A 17412-nucleotide genomic window follows, 5' to 3' on the forward strand; every position below is an offset into this window, starting at 1 on the left:
CCCGTCGGGCAGACTGACCCCATGGCCATCCACGAGAACCTCCTGGGGGGACCGCCCCCCACCCGTCTGCCCGACGAGCCCGAGCCGCGTGAGCTGCTCGCGGCCGGTACCGCGCCCGACGAGGTCGCCGCGCAGTACCCGACCTCCTCGCTGGCCTGGGCCCAGCTCGCGGACGAGGCGTTCGAGGCCGGTCGGGTCGTCGAGTCGTACGCCTACGCCCGTACCGGCTACCACCGCGGCCTGGACGCACTGCGCCGCAACGGCTGGAAGGGCCACGGACCGGTCCCGTGGGAGCACGAGCCCAACCGCGGCTTCCTCCGTGCCCTGCACGCCCTGGCCCGCGCCGCCCAGGCGATCGGCGAGAAGGAGGAGTACGAGCGCTGCTCGACCTTCCTTCGCGACTCCTCGCAGACCGCGGCCGACACGCTCGGCTGACCGCTGCCGCCGCCCGGACCCCTGACGGTCCTGGGCGGCGGCGCGCTCGCGGCGGTGGCCGGTACGCCACCACGCCCAGCCGCCCGTGCAGGACGATGTCCCTTGCGCCACACGGGAGTTGTCTTCCGTCGGCCACGAGCCCGGTGTGCCTTTTCCGCCACGCCGTGAGACCTGGCGCGTTCGAGGGTGTTCGATCAGGGCCGGTACGATCGCCCGGACCGTTCAACCATCTGCCGGCGCAGAGGCCCCACACCTCTTCCCCCACCCGGCCGACACAGGGGAGAAGTCTGTCTTGGGCAAGCGCGGCGCCGCACCCAAAGGACGCGGTGGTGGCCATGGCCGCCGCCGTGGCACCAGCAGCACCGGAGGCCGCGGCGGCGGCATAGCCGGCCAGGGCGGTAGCCGCCGGGGGAACAGCAGAAGCGACAGCAGAAACAGTGGCAGGGGCAGCGGCAGAAGCAGCGCCAGGAACAGCCGCCGGTCGCTCGCGCCGATAACCCTCCTCGTCGTCGGGCTCGGGGTGCTCATCGTCGGCAGCGGCGCCGCCCTCGCCCTGTGGCACGACGACGGGATCGACAACCGCAAGGACGACCGCGCCGGGCAGGCAGCCGCGCCGCCCGCCGTCACGCCGGAGCCCGCCGCGCCGCCCAAACCCAAGGTCACCGCCTCCGCGAAGCCGAAGACCTCCCCGTCCTCCTCGGCCCCGGCCGACAAGGACAAGGACAAGAAGCCCGACGAGAAGGACGTGCCCGCCTCCGGGGCCGGGACCTTCACCACCGCCCAGGCGTCCGGCGGCGCCGTCGGCTCCGGGACGCTGCGGCGCTACCGCGTCCAGGTCGAGGACGGCGTCGACATCTCCGCGCGCCAGGCCGCCGAGGAGATCCAGGCCATCCTGGCCCATCCGCGCGGCTGGGCCGCGCACGGCCGGGGCCGCTTCCAGCTGGTCTCCGAGAACGCCGATTTCGTCATCCGGATCGCCACCCCCAAGACCGCCGACAAGCTCTGCCTGGCCCAGGGCCTTAACACGCGCGGCGAGCTGAACTGCGAGACCACCCAGGGTGTCGTGGTCAACCTCAAGCGCTGGATGCTGGGCTCCCCGACCTTCGCCGGGTCGCCCGCCGAGTACCGCCATCTGATCATCAACCACGAGGTCGGGCACGAGATCGGCATCCGGCAGCACATGGGCTGCCCGGGACCGGGCAAGCTCGCGCCCGTCATGATGCAGCAGATCAAGGGCCTGAACGGCTGCCGTTCGAATGCGTATCCGTATGACGAAGATGGCAGCTACATATCGGGTCCGATCGTGTAATGATGCGGAGGGGACCGCACGCGACGCAGCGCGCGGCCCCGAGGGGACCGGGGCTCCATCGCCGAACGGAAGGAGCGGACCGCTACCCGGTAGTTCGTATCGAGGAGACAGAAATGTCGACGATCCCCGATGCCTCCGGAGCCGGTTCGGTCGATCCGAACCTCGACTTCGCGGGCACGACGCCGTACGAGGACTATGTCCAGGCCGACGTCCTCACCCACCTCCAGCACCCCCTCTCCGACGACCCCGGAGAGATGGTCTTCCTGGTCACCACCCAGGTGATGGAGCTGTGGTTCACCGTCATCGTCCACGAGTGGGAGACCGCGAGCCGCGCCCTGCGCGAGGACCGGCTGCCGGTGGCGATGGACGCGCTCAAGCGCTCCGTACGGGAGCTGGAGGCGCTGAACCACTCCTGGCGGCCGCTGTCCCAGCTCACCCCGGCGCAGTTCAACGCCTACCGCAGCGCGCTCGGCGAGGGCTCCGGCTTCCAGTCGGCGATGTACCGCCGCATGGAGTTCCTGCTCGGCGAGAAGTCGGCGTCCATGCTGGTGCCGCACAAGGCCGCGCCGCGCGTCCACGCGGAGCTGGAGAAGGCGCTGCACCAGCCGAGCCTCTACGACGAGGTGCTGCGGCTGCTCGACCGGCGCGGGCTGCCCGTGCCGCAGGACGTGCTCGACCGTGATCTGTCGCAGAAGTACGAGCCGTCGCCCGTGATCGAGCAGACCTGGGCCCAGATCTACGCCGACCCGGACCAGAACGGCGAACTCGTCCGCCTCGGCGAGGCGTTGACCGACGTCGGCGAGCTCGTCTGGCGCTGGCGCAACGACCACCTCGTCGCGACCCGGCGAGCCATGGGCTCCAAGACCGGCACGGGCGGCTCGGCCGGCGTGGCCTGGCTGGAGAAGCGGGCCCGCAAGAACGTCTTCCCCGAGCTGTGGACGGCGCGCAGCCATGTCTGAGCCGCATGCCACCCTCCGCGACAAGGCCGCCGCGCTCGACGCCCAGGACGAACTGGCCAAGCAGCGCGAGCTGTTCGCCCTGGACGAGGCCGTCTACCTGGACGGGAACTCGCTCGGCGCCCTGCCGCGCCACGTCGCCGGCCGGCTGGCCGACGTCATCACCCGCGAGTGGGGCGAGCTGCGCATCCGCTCCTGGGACGAGAGCGGCTGGTGGACCGCGCCCGAGCGGATCGGCGACCGGATAGCCCCGCTCGTCGGGGCCGCCCCCGGGCAGGTCGTCGTGGGCGACTCGACCAGCGTCAACGTCTTCAAGGCTGTCGTGGCGGCCGCCCGGCTCGCCGGGGACGACCGCGACGAGATCCTGGTCGACGCGACGACGTTCCCCACCGACGGGTACATCGCCGAGTCCGCCGCCCGGATGACCGGCAAGCGGCTCGTCCCGGTCGCGCCCGGCGACGTCCCGGCCGCGCTCGGGCCGCGTACCGCCGCCGCCCTCGTCAACCACGTCGACTTCCGCACCGGCCGGCTCCACGACCTGCCCGGCATCACCGCCGCCGTGCACGCGGCCGGTGCGCTCGCCGTGTGGGACCTGTGCCACAGCGCGGGCGCCCTGCCGGTCGGCCTCGACGCGCACGGCGTGGACCTCGCCGTCGGCTGCACGTACAAGTATCTGAACGGCGGCCCCGGCGCCCCGGCCTATCTCTACGTCGCCGAGCGCCACCAGGCGGGCTTCGACTCCCCGCTGCCGGGCTGGACCGGGCACCGCGATCCGTTCGCGATGACCCCCGGCTACACGGCGGCGGACGGGGCCACGCGCGGCAGGGTCGGCACCCCCGACATCCTGTCGATGCTCGCTCTGGAGTCCGCCCTCGACGTGTGGGACGGCGTCTCCATGGACGCCGTACGGGCGAAGTCGCTCGCCCTGACGGACTTCTTCCTGGAGTGCGTACGGGCCTACGCCCCCGAGGGCCGGGTCACCTCGCTCACCCCCGAGGCGCACGAGGAGCGCGGCAGCCAGGTCGCGCTGCGCTGCGCCGAGGCGCCGCAGGTCATGGAGACGCTGATCGCCCGGGGTGTGGTCGGCGACCTGCGCCGACCCGACGTGCTGCGGTTCGGATTCACCCCGCTCTACGTCGGCTTCGCCGACACGGAGCGGGCGGCCCGGGTGCTCGCGGAGGTCCTCGCGGACGTCCCCGGGGACGCCGCGGCGGTCTGATGATCGCCTGATCTGCGGGGCCGTGGTCCTGATACGGTCCCCGCAGGTCAGGCCAGATCGGCCAGGTCACCGAGAGGTGGGAACAGCATGCTCGACCCCGCCGCGCGCGACGCCGCCGAGGAAGCATCGGCCTTCTCGCACCCGGCAGTCGCCCCGGATGTCACCGCCGCGTACGGCGAACACCCCGACCAGGTCGTCGACTTCTACGCCCCCCGGGGCGGCCAGGAGCGGGCGCCGCTGGTCATCGCCCTGCACGGCGGGGCGTGGCGGGCGCCGTACGACCGGCTCCACCTGACGCCGTTCACGGACTTCCTGGCACGGCGCGGATTCGCCGTCGCCAACGTCGAGTACCGGCGCGGCGGCGAGATCCCCCGCCCGCGCGGCACCGACCCGGTCGCCGGGCGCTGGCCCGAGACCTTCGACGACGTGGCCGCCGCACTGGACGCGCTGCCGGAGCTGGCCGCGCGACACCTGCCGCAGGCCGACCCGCGCCGGATCGTGCTCACCGGCCACTCGGCGGGCGGCCATCTCGCCCTGTGGGCCGCGGCCCGGCACGTCCTGCCCCTCGGCTCGCCCTGGCGCCTTCCGGCGCCGCCCGCGCTGCGCGGTGTGGTCGCCCTGGCCCCCATCGCCCACTTCGCACGCGCCGTGGAGCTCGATGTCTGCGGTGGGGCGGTCACTCAACTCCTCGGTGGCAAGGAGGAGTTCGACGCGCGGATGGGCTCCGCCGACCCGGCCTCGCTGCTGCCGACCGGAATCGCCACGACGCTCGTCCAGGGCCGCGAGGACGTCGTCGTCCCCCAGGCGGTCGCCGACGCGTACGTCGAGGCGGCGGCCCTGTCGGGCGAGACCGTCGGCCTCACGCTCCTGGAGGACGTGGGCCACTTCCCCCTGATCGACCCGGCGGCCGACGCGTGCGCGGTCGTCGCGGAGGAGATCGCCCAACTGGCCTGGTGAGACCGGCGGATGGGATCGCCCCCCGGGCCCCCGTACACCCGCGCGGCTACCGCCAGGGGTGACACCACCTACCCGTCATACCTGAGAGCTACCCCCGAGGTGTCCTCTCCAGCGTGATGCCGGTGACAAGGGACGATTCATAGCGTCGGGGCATGAACAGCAGCCGGTTCCGCCGCTCCTTCCTCGCCCTTCTCGTCACCGCCGCCGTGGCCGTGCCGCTGTGCGGTGCGACGGTGCCGAGGGTCCCCGCGCCCCTGCCCGCCGTCCTCGACGCCGCCGCCGGGCCCGAGGCGCGGTACGCCGCCAACCGCGACAACGCCGTCGAGGCCGCCCGTATGGCCGACGCCCACGGCGACCACAAGCGGGCGGCGCACCTGCGGGTCCTCGCCGACCCCGACCGGCGGCTGCTCACCTTCGACGCGCGGGGCACCGGCCGCGCCGTGGAGGTCCACGGCGACCTCGCCCGCGCGACCCGGATCGCCGTCCTGGTCCCCGGCAGCGACACCACCCTCGACACCTACGAGCGGTTCGCCAAGGGCGCCCGCGCCCTGCACCGCGAGCTCGGCCCGGGCGCGGCGGTCGTCTCCTGGCTCGGCTACGACACCCCGGCCACCGTCGGCACCGCCGTCCTCACCCCCGGCCGCGCCGCCGACGCCGCCCCCGAACTCCGCGGTTTTGTACGGGAGATGGGCCGGTTGAACCCTCGCGCCCGGGTCGCCGCGCTGTGCCACTCGTACGGCTCGGTCGTCTGCGGCCTTGCCGCGTCCGGCCTCGCCGTCGACGACCTCATCCTCTACGGCAGCCCCGGCACCGGCGTCGACAGCGCCGCCGCGCTGGCCACCAAGGCGCGGGTGTGGGCCGGGCGCGGCAGCGACGACTGGATCGCCGAAGTGCCGTACGTCAGCGGGGAGTTGTTCGGCGCGACGGTCGGCCACGGTGCGGACCCCGTCTCGCCCGGCTACGGCGCACGCACCTTCGACGCGGGCGACGCCGGTCACAGCGACTACCTCAGGCCCGGCTCCACCGCCCTGCGCAGCATCGCCCACATCGTGCGTGAGGTCGGGACGGGGGACGGCCGTGCGTGAGCTGATACGCCGGATCGACCGTGCCACCCCGCCCGACCGCGACCGCGCAGCGGACGCCCTGCGCGCCTTCGCCATCCTCGGTGTCGTCCTCGGCCACTGGCTGGTGACGGCCCTGGTCGCCGACAGCGGCACCCTGCGCGCCGCCAGCCCCCTCCAGCACATGCCGTATCTCGCCCCGGTCTCCTGGGCGTTGCAGCCGCTGGCCGTGTTCTTCTTCGTCGGCGGCATGGTCGCGGCACGCAGCCACGCCTCCGCGCGGGCCCGCGGCACCGGCCATCGGGCCTGGCTGACCGGGCGGCTAGCGCGGCTCTTCCGCCCGGTCGTGGCACTTCTCGGCCTGTGGACGGTCGCCGCGGTCGCGCTGACCGCGACCGGCACCGACCCGAAGACGCTGCACACCCTCCTCAAGCTCGTCCTCTCCCCGCTCTGGTTCCTGCTGGTCTTCGCCGCGCTCACCGTCGCCACCCCGCTCGCCGCCCGGATCGGCCCGCTGTGGCCGTTCGCCGTCGTGCTGCACGTGGACCTGATCCGCTTCGGCTTCGACGGCCCGGACCAGCTGGGCTGGGTCAACGTCGCCGCGGGCTGGATGGTCCCGTACGCCCTCGGCACGCTGTGGGCGCGCGGTGAGCTCGGCCGGCGCGCCGCCTGGTTGATGACCCTCGGCGGCGCCGCCGCGACCGCCGCGCTCGTCCTGGGGGCCGGCTACCCGGCCGCCATGGTCGGCGTGCCCGGCGCGCAGGTCTCCAACCTCAACCCGCCCACCCTCGCCGCCGTCTGTTTCGGCATCGCGCAGTGCGGGCTCGCCCTGCTGCTCCTCGAACCCCTGCGCCGCGCCATGCGGCGCCCGGCGCTCTGGGCCGCCACGGCCCTGCTCAACCTCTCCGCAATGACCGTCTTCCTCTGGCACCAGACGGCGATGATGGCGGTCACCGCCACCGGCCTGCTCCTTGGCGGCCGGCGCACCGGACTGCACACCGTCCCCGACGGGGCGGCCTGGGTGGCGGCCCGGCTCGCCTGGCTGCCGGTGTTCGCGCTGGCCCTGACCGTGTGCTGGGCGGTGTTCCGTACGTATGAGACGCAGGGGCCCCGCAAGGCCGGGGACGGGACCGGCCGCGTCGGCCGGACCCGTCATGCCTAGGGTGGGGCCGGTGAAGACACCCCTCGACGCCGCGAGCCTGCCGGGCCGGGCCTGGCGCGCGCTCCGCGACGACCTGGGCGACACCGGCCGGCATCCGCTGCCGCCCACGGGCGGACCGCGCTGGCTGCGCCGGTCCCCGCACGTCTTTGTGGTGGTCTACGCCCTGCTCCTCGGGGTCGCCCACGGGAATCTGCTCGTCCAGTCCTACGCCTTCTCGGGCGGCGCCCTCCCCGAGGTCGTCGCCCTGGCGCAGTTCGCCGCGGTCGTCCTCGCGATGTTCCGGCCGATGCCCGCGCTGTGGCTGTCGCTGGGGGCGACCGCGGCGGCCGCCGAGGGCGCCAAGACCTACCAGTTCCCCGGGGAGTCCTGGCCCTGGCTCAGCACCGGGCTGCTCGCCCACTCGATGGTCCTGCTGCTGCTCTCGCTGCGCAGGCCGGTCCGGGTCGCGGGCGCGGCGGTCGTGCTCAGCGTCGGGCTCGGTGCCCTCCTGGAGGGGCTCACCGGCGACCACTCGCACGCGCCGACCGTGCTGCTCTCGGCGATCCTCTTCACCGGCGTGACCGTCGTCGGGGCCTCGCTGCGCGCCCGCCGCGAGGCGAAGACCCGTCTCGTCGAACAGCAGGTCCTCACCGCCGAGGAACGCACCCGCCGCACCGTCCTGGAGGAGCGCAGCCGTATCGCCCGCGAGCTCCACGACGTCGTCGCCCACCACATGTCCGTGATCTCCATCCAGGCGCAGGTCGCCCCGCATCTGGTGGCGGACCCGCCGCCGGAGCTGCGGGAGAACCTCGACGGGATACGCCAGAACGCCCTGGACGCGCTCACCGAACTGCGCCGCGTCCTCGGCGTCCTGCGCTCCGAGGACCCCACCGGCGCGGAGGCCGCGCCGCACGCCCCGCTGCCCACCCTCGACCGCCTCGACTCCCTCCTCGACAACGCCCGTACCGCCGGACTCGCCGTCATCTGCGAGCTGTCCGGGGAGCGTCGCCCGCTGACGCCGGGCGTGGAGCTGTCGGCGTACCGGATCGTGCAGGAGGCGCTCAGCAACGCGATCCGCCACGCGCCCGGCGCCGAGGTGCGGGTGGAGCTCGGCTACGCGCCGCCGGGCCTGCGCGTGCGGATCACCAACACCGCCCCGGCGAAGCCGGCCCCGGCCAGTCCGGGCGCCGGGCACGGACTGCTCGGCATGCGCGAACGCGCGGCCATGCTCGGCGGCGAACTGGCCACCGGCACCACACCCGACGGCGGCTACGAAGTGACCGCCTTCCTACCGAACACCAGCGGGGAGAAGCAGACATGACGATCCGGGTCCTGATCGCCGACGATCAGATGATGGTCCGTCAGGGATTCACGGTCCTGCTCAACACCCAGCCGGACATCGAGGTCGTCGGCCAGGCCGTCGACGGCCTCGACGCGGTGGCGCGGGTCGCCGAGCTGAAGCCGGACGTCGTCCTGATGGACATCCGCATGCCCGAGCTCGGCGGCATCGAGGCGACCCGGCGCATCACCGGCGACGACCCCGGGATCCGGGTCCTCGTCCTGACCACCTTCGACCTCGACGAGTACGTGTACGAGGCGCTGCGCGCCGGAGCCTCCGGCTTCCTCCTCAAGGACGCCTCGGCCGAGCAGCTCGCCGAGGCGGTCCGGGTGGTGGCCGGCGGGGACGCGCTGCTCTCCCCCGGGATCACCCGCCGCCTGATCGCCGAGTTCTCCCGGCTCAGCGGGCCGCCGCGGGCCCCGCTCAAGGACCGGGTCGGGGCGCTGACCGAGCGGGAGACCGAGGTCCTGTCCCTGGTCGCCCAGGGGCTGTCGAACGCCGAGATAGCCCGGGAGCTGGTGGTCGCCGAGCAGACCGTGAAGACGCATGTGAGCCGGATCCTGGTGAAGCTGGGGCTGCGGGACCGGACGCAGGCGGCGGTGTACGCGTACGAGACGGGCATCGTGCGCCCGGCGGGCTACTGAAACCGCGGACTTCCAGGGCCGGGATCGCGGACGGATCGCGGAAGGCTTGCGGACAGAACCTGACCGCAAGCCTTCCTACCTTCGACCCATGACGAACACGACGAACAGCACCCCCGCCGAGACCGTTCTTGTCACCGGCGCCACCGGAACCGTCGGCCGCCAGGTCGTCACCGAACTCCTCGCCCGCGGCCACCAGGTCCGCGCCCTCACCCGGGACGCCGCCCGGGCGGACCTCCCGCGGGGCGTCGAGGCGGTCGAGGGCGATCTGACCGACCCCGACTCGTTCGCCGCCGCCCTGGAGGGCGTCACCGGCCTGCACCTGATCACCTTCGGCGGCCCGTACTTCGCGCCCCTGGAGACCGGCCCCCGGATCCTGGAGCTGGCCGGGCGCGCCGGAGTGCGCCGGGTGACCGTGCTGCACGGCGGCGGCCCCTCGCTCCTGGAGGACGCGGTGCGCGCGGGCGACCTGGACTGGACCGTGCTGATGCCGGTCGAGTTCATGGGCAACGCCCGGGAGTGGGCCGACGGCATCCGCGACACCGGCGAGGTCCGCGAGCCGTTCACCGACCGGCTCAGCGCCATGGTCCACGAGGGCGACATCGGCGCGGTCGCCGCCGTCGCGCTCACCGAGGAGGGCCACGCGGGCCAGGACTACGTACTGACCGGCCCCGAGGTCCTCACCCTCCAGGACAAGGTCGACGCCCTGGCCGCGGCCGGCGGCACCCCCATCCGGCTGGTCGAGCTGACCGAGGAGGAGGCCCTCGCCCAGTGGCGGGCCGCCGGCCTGGGAGAGGACGTGATCGGCTTCCTCGTGGAGGCGTATGGCAACACCCCCGAGGTCGGCCGGACCGTCTCCGGGACGGTGGAGAAGGTCACCGGCCGCCCGGCGCGGACGTTCGCGTCCTGGGCCGCGGAGAACGCGGCGCTGTTCCGGCCGCCGACCGCGTAGTACCTGGGACGGACGCGGAAGGATCCCCATCCATGGGGACGACCGCGTCCGTCCGCCCCTTTACCTTGGCTGATGTGACCAAGACGCAGAGCCCCGGCGCGCACGGCGCGCCCCACACGCCCAGCCGCAGCCCCGAATACCGCCTGGCCGTGGGCGCGCTCCGGGGCCTGCGCCACGACCTCCTCGACGACCCCATGGAGTACCGCCTGCTGCGGCCGCTGCGGACCGACGGCCCGGTCATCCGCCGGCTGCCGTCCCGGATACGCCACCACGTGCGCTGGCTGCCGCACGCACTGATCGCCTTCCTGGCGTTCCTGACCTTCCCCATCGCCTACACGACCGGCTCGGTGCCCTACTCCGACGAGCTGGTCTTCGTGATCGCCGGCTTCGTGCCGGCCACGGCGATCCTGCTCACGCTGGTCCGGCCGCGCGCGGCGTTCTGGCTCTCCCTGGGCTCCACGCCGTTCGTGGCGTTCCTGTCCGGCATCGACGCATGGGCGCCGAGCTCGTTCCTCGCCCACATCGTCGTGGTGACCGTGGTCGCGCTGCGGACCCGGCCGCGCGCCGCCGCCTGGATGTGGGCGCTCACCGCCGCGTACGCGCTGTTCGCCACCGTCTTCCTGGGCCAGGACGGCGCACCCATCGCGGGCCCGCTGCTCTTCATCACCGCCATGACCCTGCTGGTCACCACCACCCTGCACGTGCGCCGCGAGGCCCGGCAGGAGGTCACCGCCCAGCAGACCGTCACCGCGCACGAACGCTCCCGGCGCACGCTCCTGGAGGAGCGCACCACCATCGCCCGCGAGCTGCACGACGTCGTCGCCCACCACATGTCCGTCGTCGCCATCCAGGCGGAGGCCGCGCCCTACCGCGTCGAGAACCCGCCGCCCGAGCTGGAGAAGGCCTTCGCCACGATCCGCGAGAACGCCGTGGCCGCGCTGACCGAACTGCGCCGCGTCCTCGGCGTCGTCCGCGCCGAGGACTACGAGGCCCCCGACGCCCCGCAGCCGACCCTCGCCGACCTCGACGCGCTCCTCGCCAACGTCCGCGACGCGGGCCTGAGCGTGGAGCGGACCGTCGTCGGCGCGGTGCGGGAGCTGCCGCAGGGTGTCGAGCTGTCGGCGTACCGGATCGTCCAGGAGGCCCTGAGCAACGCCCTGCGGCACGCGCCCGGCGCGCCCGCGAAGGTCGAGGTGTCGTACGTCCTCGGCGGCCTGGCGCTGCGGGTGGTGAACGGCCCCGCGCGGGGGTTGGTGAAGCCGTCGCCGGGCGCCGGGCACGGCATCACCGGCATGCGGGAGCGGGTGACCATGCTGAACGGCGAGATGACCGCCGAGCCGACGGACGACGGCGGCTACGAGGTCACCGCGTTCATCCCGGTCCCGCGCGAGGAGGCGCAGTGACGATCAAGGTCCTCATCGTGGACGACCAGATGATGGTCCGCGAGGGCTTCTCCGTCCTGCTCGGCGCGATGCCGGACATCGAGGTCGTCGGCGAGGCCGTCAACGGCCGCGAGGCCATCGCCCAGGTCGCGGCGCTCCGTCCGGACGTGGTCCTGATGGACATCCGGATGCCCGAACTGAACGGCATCGAGGCGACCCGCGAGATCGTCGCCGCCGACGCTGACGCGAAGGTGCTGGTGCTGACCACCTTCGACCTGGACGAGTACGTGTACCAGGCGCTGCGCGCGGGCGCCTCCGGCTTCCTGCTGAAGGACGCCTCGGCGCGCCAGCTCGCGGACGGGGTGCGGGTGGTCGCCTCGGGCGAGGCGCTGCTCGCCCCGACCGTCACCAAGCGCCTGATCACCGAGTTCGCGAAGGCGGCGGAGACCCCGAAGCTCCCGGCACTGGCCCAGGTCGGCGACCTGACGGAACGGGAGACGGAGGTCCTGGTGCTGATCGCCCAGGGCTTGTCGAACGCCGAGATCGCCGGCCATCTGGTGGTGGCCGAGTCGACGATCAAGACGCATGTGAGCCGGATCCTGGTGAAGCTGGGTCTACGGGACCGGACGCAGGCGGCGGTCTTCGCGTACGAGGCGCGGCTGGTGACGCCGGGGTAGGGAGCGGCGGGCGCGTACGGCGGGGCGGCGGGCAGGGGGGCCGCCGCCCGCGCACTGGGCGGGCCGCAAGCGGGCCGGTAGCGTCCCGGCATGGACCTCGCCTTCGATCCGTCCTCGGCCGCCTTCGTCGCCGATCCGTACCCCGCGTACACCGAGCTGCGGGCCAAGGGGCGCGTGCGGTGGTACGAGCCCACCCGGCAGTTCCTCGTACCCCACCACGCGGACGTGTCCGGGCTGCTGCGGGACCGGCGGTTGGGGCGTACGTACCCGGACCGGCCCGCCCCGCCGGCCTGGCAGGAGCCGTTCCACACCCTCAACGACCACGGCATGCTCGATCTGGAGCCCCCGGACCACACCCGGATCCGGCGTCTGGTGTCCAAGGCGTTCACTCCGCGCACGGTGGAGCGGCTGGCGCCCTACGTCCAGGGGCTCGCGGACGAGCTGGTGGACCGGCTCGTCGCGGAGGGCGGCGGGGACCTGGTCACGGCGGTGGCCGAGCCGCTGCCGGTCGCCGTCATCGCGCAGATGCTGGGTGTCCCCGAAGAGGACCGGCCGGCGCTGCGGCCCTGGTCGGCCGACATCTGCGGGATGTACGAGCTGAACCCGTCCGAGGAGGCGGCCCGGCGCGCGGTACGCGCCTCGGACGAATTCTCCGCGTACCTACGGGAGTTGATCGCCCGGCGACGGGTCGAGCCGGGCGACGACCTGATCTCGGGGCTGATCGCCGTCGACCTCGGCGAGCAGGAGATGGTCTCCACCTGCGCGCTGCTCCTGAACGCGGGGCACGAGGCGACGGTGAACGCGACGGTCAACGGCTGGTGGGCGCTGTTCCGGCACCCCGAAGCCCTGGCGGCGCTGCGGGCGGACCCTGCCCTGCTGCCCACGGCCGTGGAGGAGCTGCTGCGCTACGACACCCCACTCCAGCTCTTCGAGCGGTGGGTCCTGGAGGACATCGAGGTCGACGGCGTCCCCATCCCGCGCGGCGCGGAGGTCGCGCTCCTCTTCGGCTCGGCCAACCGCGATCCGGCGGTCTTCGCCGACCCGGACACCCTGGACCTCGCACGCCGCGACAACCCCCACATCTCCTTCGGCGCGGGGATCCACTACTGCCTGGGCGCGCCCCTGGCCCGGCTGGAACTCTCCGCCACCCTCTCCGCCCTCCTCACCCGCGCCCCGTCCCTGACGCTCGCCGCCACCCCGCGCCGCAAGCCGGGCTTCGTCCTGAGGGGACTGGAGTCGCTGCCGGTGGCGGTGTGAGGGCACCCCGTCATTGGGCGGTGCCCCCGGCGCCGACCAGGCACCGGGGGCACGAGCGCAAAGCCCGTCAGGTCGTCAGATCACGCCGCCGCAGCGCCGCCAGCCCCACCGCCACCAGAGCCGCCGCCACACCCGCGAGGACCAGCACCGGCGGCCATTCCATCGCGCCGCCCGGGAGCTTCGGCAGGTGGCCGAAGGGGGAGAGGTCCAGGACCGACCGGGGCAGGTCCAGCGCCGGGCCGATCCAGCCCAGGGCCAGGGCCAGCCCCGCCACGCCCCAAGCTGCCACCGCCGCCTTCGGGAACGCGCCCCACAGCAGCACCGCCAGGCCGCCAAGGACCCAGATCGCGGGCAGCTGGACGAGGCACGCCCCGAGGATCGGGCCGAAGTCCCGGCCGTAGGACACCGCCAGGCCCGTCCCCGCGAGGAACATGATCACCACGGCTCCGCCGAAGGCGATGGCCAGATGGCCCGCCGCCCACCGCAGCCGGCCGACCGCGCCCGCCAGCAGGGGTTCCGCCCGCTGTGAGGTCTCCTCGCCGTGCAGCCGCAGGACGGATCCGACCACGTACAGCGCGCCGATCATTCCGAGGAGCCCGGCCATCGTCGCGAGGAACGCGTTGCTGAGGCCCGCCTGCCCGCCCATCCGCTCGAAGATCTGGCGCGTCTGTTCGTTGTCGCCGACGAGATCCGCCGCGCCGTCGGCCATCCCGCCGAAGGCGAGCCCGGCGAGGAGGAAGCCGGCCGACCAGCCCAGCAGGCTGCCGCGCTGGAGGCGCCAGGCGAGGCCGCCGACCGTGGCGATGCGGCCTTCGGCCGGTCCGGGGCGGGCCGGCAGGAAGCTCATGCCGACGTCGCGCCGCCCGGCGAGCCCGTAGGCCACCGCCGCCTGCACGGCCACGGTGAGAGCGATCAGCAGCAGCACCCACCAGCGCTCGCCGGCGAAGGCCCGTACGTTCTCGGCCCAGCCGAGCGGCGAGAGCCAGGTCAGCACCGAACCGCCCCCGGCCGTCCCCGCGTCACCCGCCGCCCGCAGGCCGAACGCGAGCCCGAGCACCGCCGCCGTCAGGCCCTTGGCGAGCCGTGCGCTCTCCGTGAGCTGCGCGGCGATCGCCGCCGTCGTGGCGAAGAACATGCCGGTCCCGCCGACCGCGAGGCCGAGGGCGAGCGCCCCGCCCGCGCCCTGCCCGGCGAGCCCGGCCGTGACGATCAGGGCCACCGCTGCGTTGGCGACGAGCGCGGCGAGCAGCGCCGCCGTCAGCGGGGCGCGCCGCCCCACCATCCCGGCGGAGAGCATCTCCTGACGGCCCGTCTCCTCCTCCTCGCGGGTGTGCCGCACCACGATGATCAGGCTCATGACAGCGGCGAGTACGGCGGTGAAGGTGCCGAACCGCCAGGCCACGAGCCCTCCGACGGAGTCGGAGAAGACCGGCCCGTAGAGCGATCTCATCGAGCTGTTGGCGTTCATCGATGCGGCCATCTCGGCCCGCTTCGCCGCGGTGTCGTACAGGGCGGCCAGGGAACCGACGCCACTGGCCGCCAGTCCGCCGACGACCACCGCCCACAGCGGCGTCATCAGCCGGTCGCGGCGCAGCGCGAGCCGTCCGAGCGTTCCGGTTCCTGCGAGGGCGCTCATCGCGCGGTCACCTCGTCCGTGTAGTGGCGGAGGAACAGCTCCTCCAGGGTGGGCGGGGTGCTGGTGAGCGAGCGCACCCCCGACTCGGTGAGGGAGCGGAGCACGGCGTCGAGCTTGTCGGTGTCGACCTGGAGCTTGACCCGCAGCCCCTGGACGTCGAGGTCGTGGACGCCGGGCAGATGGGCGAGCCCGTTGGGCGGGCCGGCCAGTTCGGCGGTGACGCTGGTACGGGTGAGGTGGCGCAGGTCGGCGAGTGAACCGGTCTCGACCGTCTGCCCCTTGCGGATGATGCTGACCCGGTCGCAGAGGGTCTCGACCTCGCTGAGGATGTGCGAGGAGAGCAGGACGGTCCGGCCGCGGTCGCGCTCCTCGGCGACGCAGCTCTGGAAGACCTCCTCCATCAGCGGGTCGAGGCCGCTGGTGGGCTCGTCGAGGATGAGCAGGTCGACGTCCGAGGCGAAGGCGGCGACGAGGGCGACCTTCTGGCGGTTGCCCTTGGAGTACGTACGCCCCTTCTTGGTCGGGTCGAGCTCGAACCGCTCGACGAGCTCGGCCCGCCGGGCCTTGTCGAGGCCGCCGCGCAGCCGTCCGTACAGGTCGATGACCTCGCCGCCGGAGAGGTTGCGCCAGAGGGTGACGTCTCCGGGGACGTAGGCGATCCGCCGGTGCAGCTCGACCGCGTTGTGCCACGGGTCCTTGCCGAGGAGCTGGGCGGCGCCGGAGTCGGCGCGCAGCAGGCCGAGCAGGACCCGGATGGTGGTGGACTTCCCGGCGCCGTTGGGGCCGAGGAAGCCGTGGACCTCGCCGGTCTCGACGTCGAGGTCGAGGCCGTCCAGTGCGTGCGTGCGGCCGAACGACTTGTGCAGTCCGGCGACGGTGATTGCCTTCGTCATGGTTGTGAACCTACGCTAGTTTCACAAATTTATGAAGTTAAGGAAGCGTATAAAGTCGTATCGAGATCGCGAGCGAGGGAGACGATGCCCGACATGACCACTGATGAAGATGTGTCCCGTTTTGTGGAGCGGTTCGCCGCCGAGCTGACGGAAGCGGGCATGTCCCGCATGGCCGCCCGGGTCTTCGCCGCCCTCCTCGCCTCCGAGTCGGCGTCGATGACCTCCGCGGAGCTCTCCGAGCACCTGCGGATCAGCCCGGCGGCGGTGTCCGGCGCCGTGCGCTATCTGGCCCAGGTGAACATGGTCAGCCGGGAGCGCGACCCGGGCTCGCGCCGGGAGCGGTACGTGCTCCACAACGAGCTCTGGTACGAGACGTTCACCCGCCGGGACCAGATGCTGTCGCGCTGGGAGAAGGTGCTCAGGGATGGCGCGCGGACGCTGGGCGAGGACACGGCGGCGGGCGCGCGGACGGCCGAGACGGCCGAGTTCTTCGCGTTCCTGCAGAAGGAGATGCTCGGCATGCTGGACCGCTGGCGGGCCCACCGCGCCACGAAGGACGCGGCGGGCTCCGCGGCGGAGTAGGGGCCGCGCCAGGCGGCGCGCCGGAGGCCGGCGCGCCGCGCGCGGACCGGGCGGCGAGCGCCTCCGGCGGCCAGGCGCACGGCCGCGTCAGCCCGCGGCCCGCTGGTCCGGCGCCAAGGCGCGCCGCTGCCTCAGCCCGCTCTCCGCTGCTCCGGCGGCCAGGCGCGCGGCAGCGTCAGGCCCCACGCCCCCGGGCGGACCGTCCAGGTACGTTTCCGCACCGGGCCCGACAGGACCGTGTCCGCGCGGTAGCGGAAGTCCGGGCCCGAGACCGTGACCGCCGTCGCCACCGCCCGCAGCGGCGACCCCGTGGGCGGGCGCACCACGACCTCCGCGCGGCCCGCCGTGGAACGGACGCTCACAGCCTCCACGGGCTCGTCCACATCGCTCAGCAGCACCCCGTCCGCCTCCACCCGCAGCCGGTGCGTGCGCACCGCCGCGAGGACGGGCGCGGGGCGCACCAGCGTGCGGACCAGCGAGCGGCAGGTGTCCCAGACCGACGACGGATGGCCGGGCGGCCCCGGGGAACCGGTCGTCGCCGGGATCCGCAGCCCCCCGACCACCACCCCGTCGCTCTCGTCGACGAGCAGATCCAGCCGCCGGGCGGACCCCTCCAGGACCGTCCGCGCCGCCGCCACCGCGCCCATCGGCACGCCGAGCGAACGGGCGATTTCCAGCGAGCCCGCGGCCCCCACCGGAACCATCGACACCGCCCCCGCCGACAGCTCCCGCTCCCGGTGCAGCAGGGTCACCATCCGCAGCAGCGACCCGTCGTCACCGATGACGACGGGCCTGCGGGAACCCCGGCGCGCCAAGGCTCTCGCGTACTCCTGGGGGTCCTCCGGGAAGCAGATCTTCGCCGACGATCCGGCACTCAGGACATCCTTCGCGATCCGTACGGACTCGCCGTCGCTGCGGCGCGCGACCGGGTCGATGACCACCAGGAGCTGGTCGGGAGCCGACACCTCGGTCCTT

17 protein-coding genes are annotated in these 17412 nt (G+C 73.6%); 14 read left to right on the top strand and 3 right to left on the bottom strand.

Annotated elements, in window-relative coordinates:
- Nucleotides 1-21 precede the first annotated feature (21 nt).
- The 13 genes from ACZ7LT_RS16645 to ACZ7LT_RS16705 all read left to right on the top strand — a co-directional run bounded on the left by ACZ7LT_RS16645 (nucleotide 22) and on the right by ACZ7LT_RS16705 (nucleotide 13326).
- Nucleotides 22-435, top strand: coding sequence for a DUF3151 domain-containing protein (locus ACZ7LT_RS16645; RefSeq protein ID WP_471236762.1), 414 nt, complete (start codon nucleotides 22-24; stop codon nucleotides 433-435).
- A gap of 520 nt (nucleotides 436-955) precedes the next feature.
- Nucleotides 956-1744, top strand: a complete 789-nt coding sequence (locus tag ACZ7LT_RS16650) for a DUF3152 domain-containing protein (protein WP_471236763.1) — start codon at nucleotides 956-958, stop codon at nucleotides 1742-1744.
- Between the two features lie 113 nt (nucleotides 1745-1857).
- Nucleotides 1858-2703: a tryptophan 2,3-dioxygenase gene (gene kynA, locus ACZ7LT_RS16655; RefSeq protein ID WP_471236764.1), complete on the top strand. Its 846-nt coding sequence runs from the start codon at nucleotides 1858-1860 to the stop codon at nucleotides 2701-2703.
- A complete protein-coding gene (kynU, locus tag ACZ7LT_RS16660) occupies nucleotides 2696-3919 on the top strand; it encodes a kynureninase (protein ID WP_471236765.1) in 1224 nt (407 codons plus the stop codon). The genes kynA and kynU overlap by 8 nt, the downstream gene beginning before the upstream one ends.
- 87 nt (nucleotides 3920-4006) lie before the next feature.
- Entirely contained in the window at nucleotides 4007-4876 is an 870-nt protein-coding gene (locus ACZ7LT_RS16665; RefSeq protein ID WP_471236766.1) for an alpha/beta hydrolase, read from the top strand.
- Nucleotides 4877-5028: 152 nt separating this feature from the next.
- Nucleotides 5029-5961, top strand: a complete 933-nt coding sequence (locus ACZ7LT_RS16670; RefSeq protein WP_471236767.1) for an alpha/beta hydrolase — start codon at nucleotides 5029-5031, stop codon at nucleotides 5959-5961.
- Nucleotides 5954-7099, top strand: a complete 1146-nt coding sequence (locus ACZ7LT_RS16675) for an acyltransferase family protein (RefSeq protein ID WP_471236768.1) — start codon at nucleotides 5954-5956, stop codon at nucleotides 7097-7099. Before ACZ7LT_RS16670 ends, ACZ7LT_RS16675 begins: the two co-directional genes overlap by 8 nt.
- A gap of 1 nt (nucleotide 7100) precedes the next feature.
- Nucleotides 7101-8399, top strand: coding sequence for a sensor histidine kinase (locus ACZ7LT_RS16680; protein ID WP_471236982.1), 1299 nt, complete (start codon nucleotides 7101-7103; stop codon nucleotides 8397-8399).
- On the top strand, nucleotides 8396-9061 hold the full coding sequence (locus ACZ7LT_RS16685) for a response regulator (protein ID WP_471236769.1): 666 nt from the start codon (nucleotides 8396-8398) through the stop codon (nucleotides 9059-9061). The genes ACZ7LT_RS16680 and ACZ7LT_RS16685 overlap by 4 nt, the downstream gene beginning before the upstream one ends.
- Before the next feature lie 88 nt (nucleotides 9062-9149).
- A complete protein-coding gene (locus ACZ7LT_RS16690) occupies nucleotides 9150-10010 on the top strand; it encodes an NAD(P)H-binding protein (protein ID WP_471236770.1) in 861 nt (286 codons plus the stop codon).
- Between the two features lie 32 nt (nucleotides 10011-10042).
- The gene (locus tag ACZ7LT_RS16695) at nucleotides 10043-11413 is read left to right on the top strand and encodes a sensor histidine kinase (protein WP_471236771.1); all 1371 of its coding nucleotides are present in this window, start codon (nucleotides 10043-10045) and stop codon (nucleotides 11411-11413) included.
- Nucleotides 11410-12069: a response regulator gene (locus tag ACZ7LT_RS16700; RefSeq protein WP_471236772.1), complete on the top strand. Its 660-nt coding sequence runs from the start codon at nucleotides 11410-11412 to the stop codon at nucleotides 12067-12069. Before ACZ7LT_RS16695 ends, ACZ7LT_RS16700 begins: the two co-directional genes overlap by 4 nt.
- Nucleotides 12070-12159: 90 nt before the next feature.
- Nucleotides 12160-13326, top strand: a complete 1167-nt coding sequence (locus tag ACZ7LT_RS16705; RefSeq protein WP_471236773.1) for a cytochrome P450 — start codon at nucleotides 12160-12162, stop codon at nucleotides 13324-13326.
- Nucleotides 13327-13393: 67 nt separating this feature from the next.
- On the opposite strand, the gene ACZ7LT_RS16710 is transcribed toward ACZ7LT_RS16705, so the two are convergent.
- Nucleotides 13394-14962 carry an ABC transporter permease gene (locus ACZ7LT_RS16710; RefSeq protein WP_471236774.1) on the bottom strand — a complete coding sequence of 523 codons (1569 nt, stop codon included), beginning with the start codon at nucleotides 14960-14962 and terminating at the stop codon, nucleotides 13394-13396.
- Nucleotides 14959-15855, bottom strand: a complete 897-nt coding sequence (locus tag ACZ7LT_RS16715) for an ABC transporter ATP-binding protein (protein ID WP_471236775.1) — start codon at nucleotides 15853-15855, stop codon at nucleotides 14959-14961. Before ACZ7LT_RS16715 ends, ACZ7LT_RS16710 begins: the two co-directional genes overlap by 4 nt.
- A gap of 84 nt (nucleotides 15856-15939) precedes the next feature.
- Between ACZ7LT_RS16715 and ACZ7LT_RS16720 the strand changes: the two genes are divergently transcribed.
- Nucleotides 15940-16437: a GbsR/MarR family transcriptional regulator gene (locus ACZ7LT_RS16720; RefSeq protein WP_471236776.1), complete on the top strand. Its 498-nt coding sequence runs from the start codon at nucleotides 15940-15942 to the stop codon at nucleotides 16435-16437.
- Between the two features lie 131 nt (nucleotides 16438-16568).
- On the opposite strand, the gene ACZ7LT_RS16725 is transcribed toward ACZ7LT_RS16720, so the two are convergent.
- Nucleotides 16569-17402 carry a diacylglycerol kinase family protein gene (locus ACZ7LT_RS16725; protein ID WP_471236777.1) on the bottom strand — a complete coding sequence of 278 codons (834 nt, stop codon included), beginning with the start codon at nucleotides 17400-17402 and terminating at the stop codon, nucleotides 16569-16571.
- Nucleotides 17403-17412 lie beyond the last annotated feature (10 nt).

It is taken from the genome of Streptomyces sp. NPDC039465, assembly GCF_055639315.1.

Bases quoted from the DNA above. Each gene is read 5' to 3' on its own strand.
- ACZ7LT_RS16645 (WP_471236762.1), top strand. From the start codon at position 22: ATGGCCATCCACGAGAACCTCCTGGGGGGACCGCCCCCCACCCGTCTG.
- kynA (WP_471236764.1), top strand. From the start codon at position 1,858: ATGTCGACGATCCCCGATGCCTCCGGAGCCGGTTCGGTCGATCCGAAC.
- kynU (WP_471236765.1), top strand. From the start codon at position 2,696: ATGTCTGAGCCGCATGCCACCCTCCGCGACAAGGCCGCCGCGCTCGAC.
- ACZ7LT_RS16665 (WP_471236766.1), top strand. From the start codon at position 4,007: ATGCTCGACCCCGCCGCGCGCGACGCCGCCGAGGAAGCATCGGCCTTC.
- ACZ7LT_RS16670 (WP_471236767.1), top strand. From the start codon at position 5,029: ATGAACAGCAGCCGGTTCCGCCGCTCCTTCCTCGCCCTTCTCGTCACC.
- ACZ7LT_RS16685 (WP_471236769.1), top strand. From the start codon at position 8,396: ATGACGATCCGGGTCCTGATCGCCGACGATCAGATGATGGTCCGTCAG.
- ACZ7LT_RS16690 (WP_471236770.1), top strand. From the start codon at position 9,150: ATGACGAACACGACGAACAGCACCCCCGCCGAGACCGTTCTTGTCACC.
- ACZ7LT_RS16695 (WP_471236771.1), top strand. From the start codon at position 10,043: ATGGGGACGACCGCGTCCGTCCGCCCCTTTACCTTGGCTGATGTGACC.
- ACZ7LT_RS16705 (WP_471236773.1), top strand. From the start codon at position 12,160: ATGGACCTCGCCTTCGATCCGTCCTCGGCCGCCTTCGTCGCCGATCCG.
- ACZ7LT_RS16710 (WP_471236774.1), bottom strand. From the start codon at position 14,962: ATGAGCGCCCTCGCAGGAACCGGAACGCTCGGACGGCTCGCGCTGCGC.
- ACZ7LT_RS16715 (WP_471236775.1), bottom strand. From the start codon at position 15,855: ATGACGAAGGCAATCACCGTCGCCGGACTGCACAAGTCGTTCGGCCGC.
- ACZ7LT_RS16720 (WP_471236776.1), top strand. From the start codon at position 15,940: ATGCCCGACATGACCACTGATGAAGATGTGTCCCGTTTTGTGGAGCGG.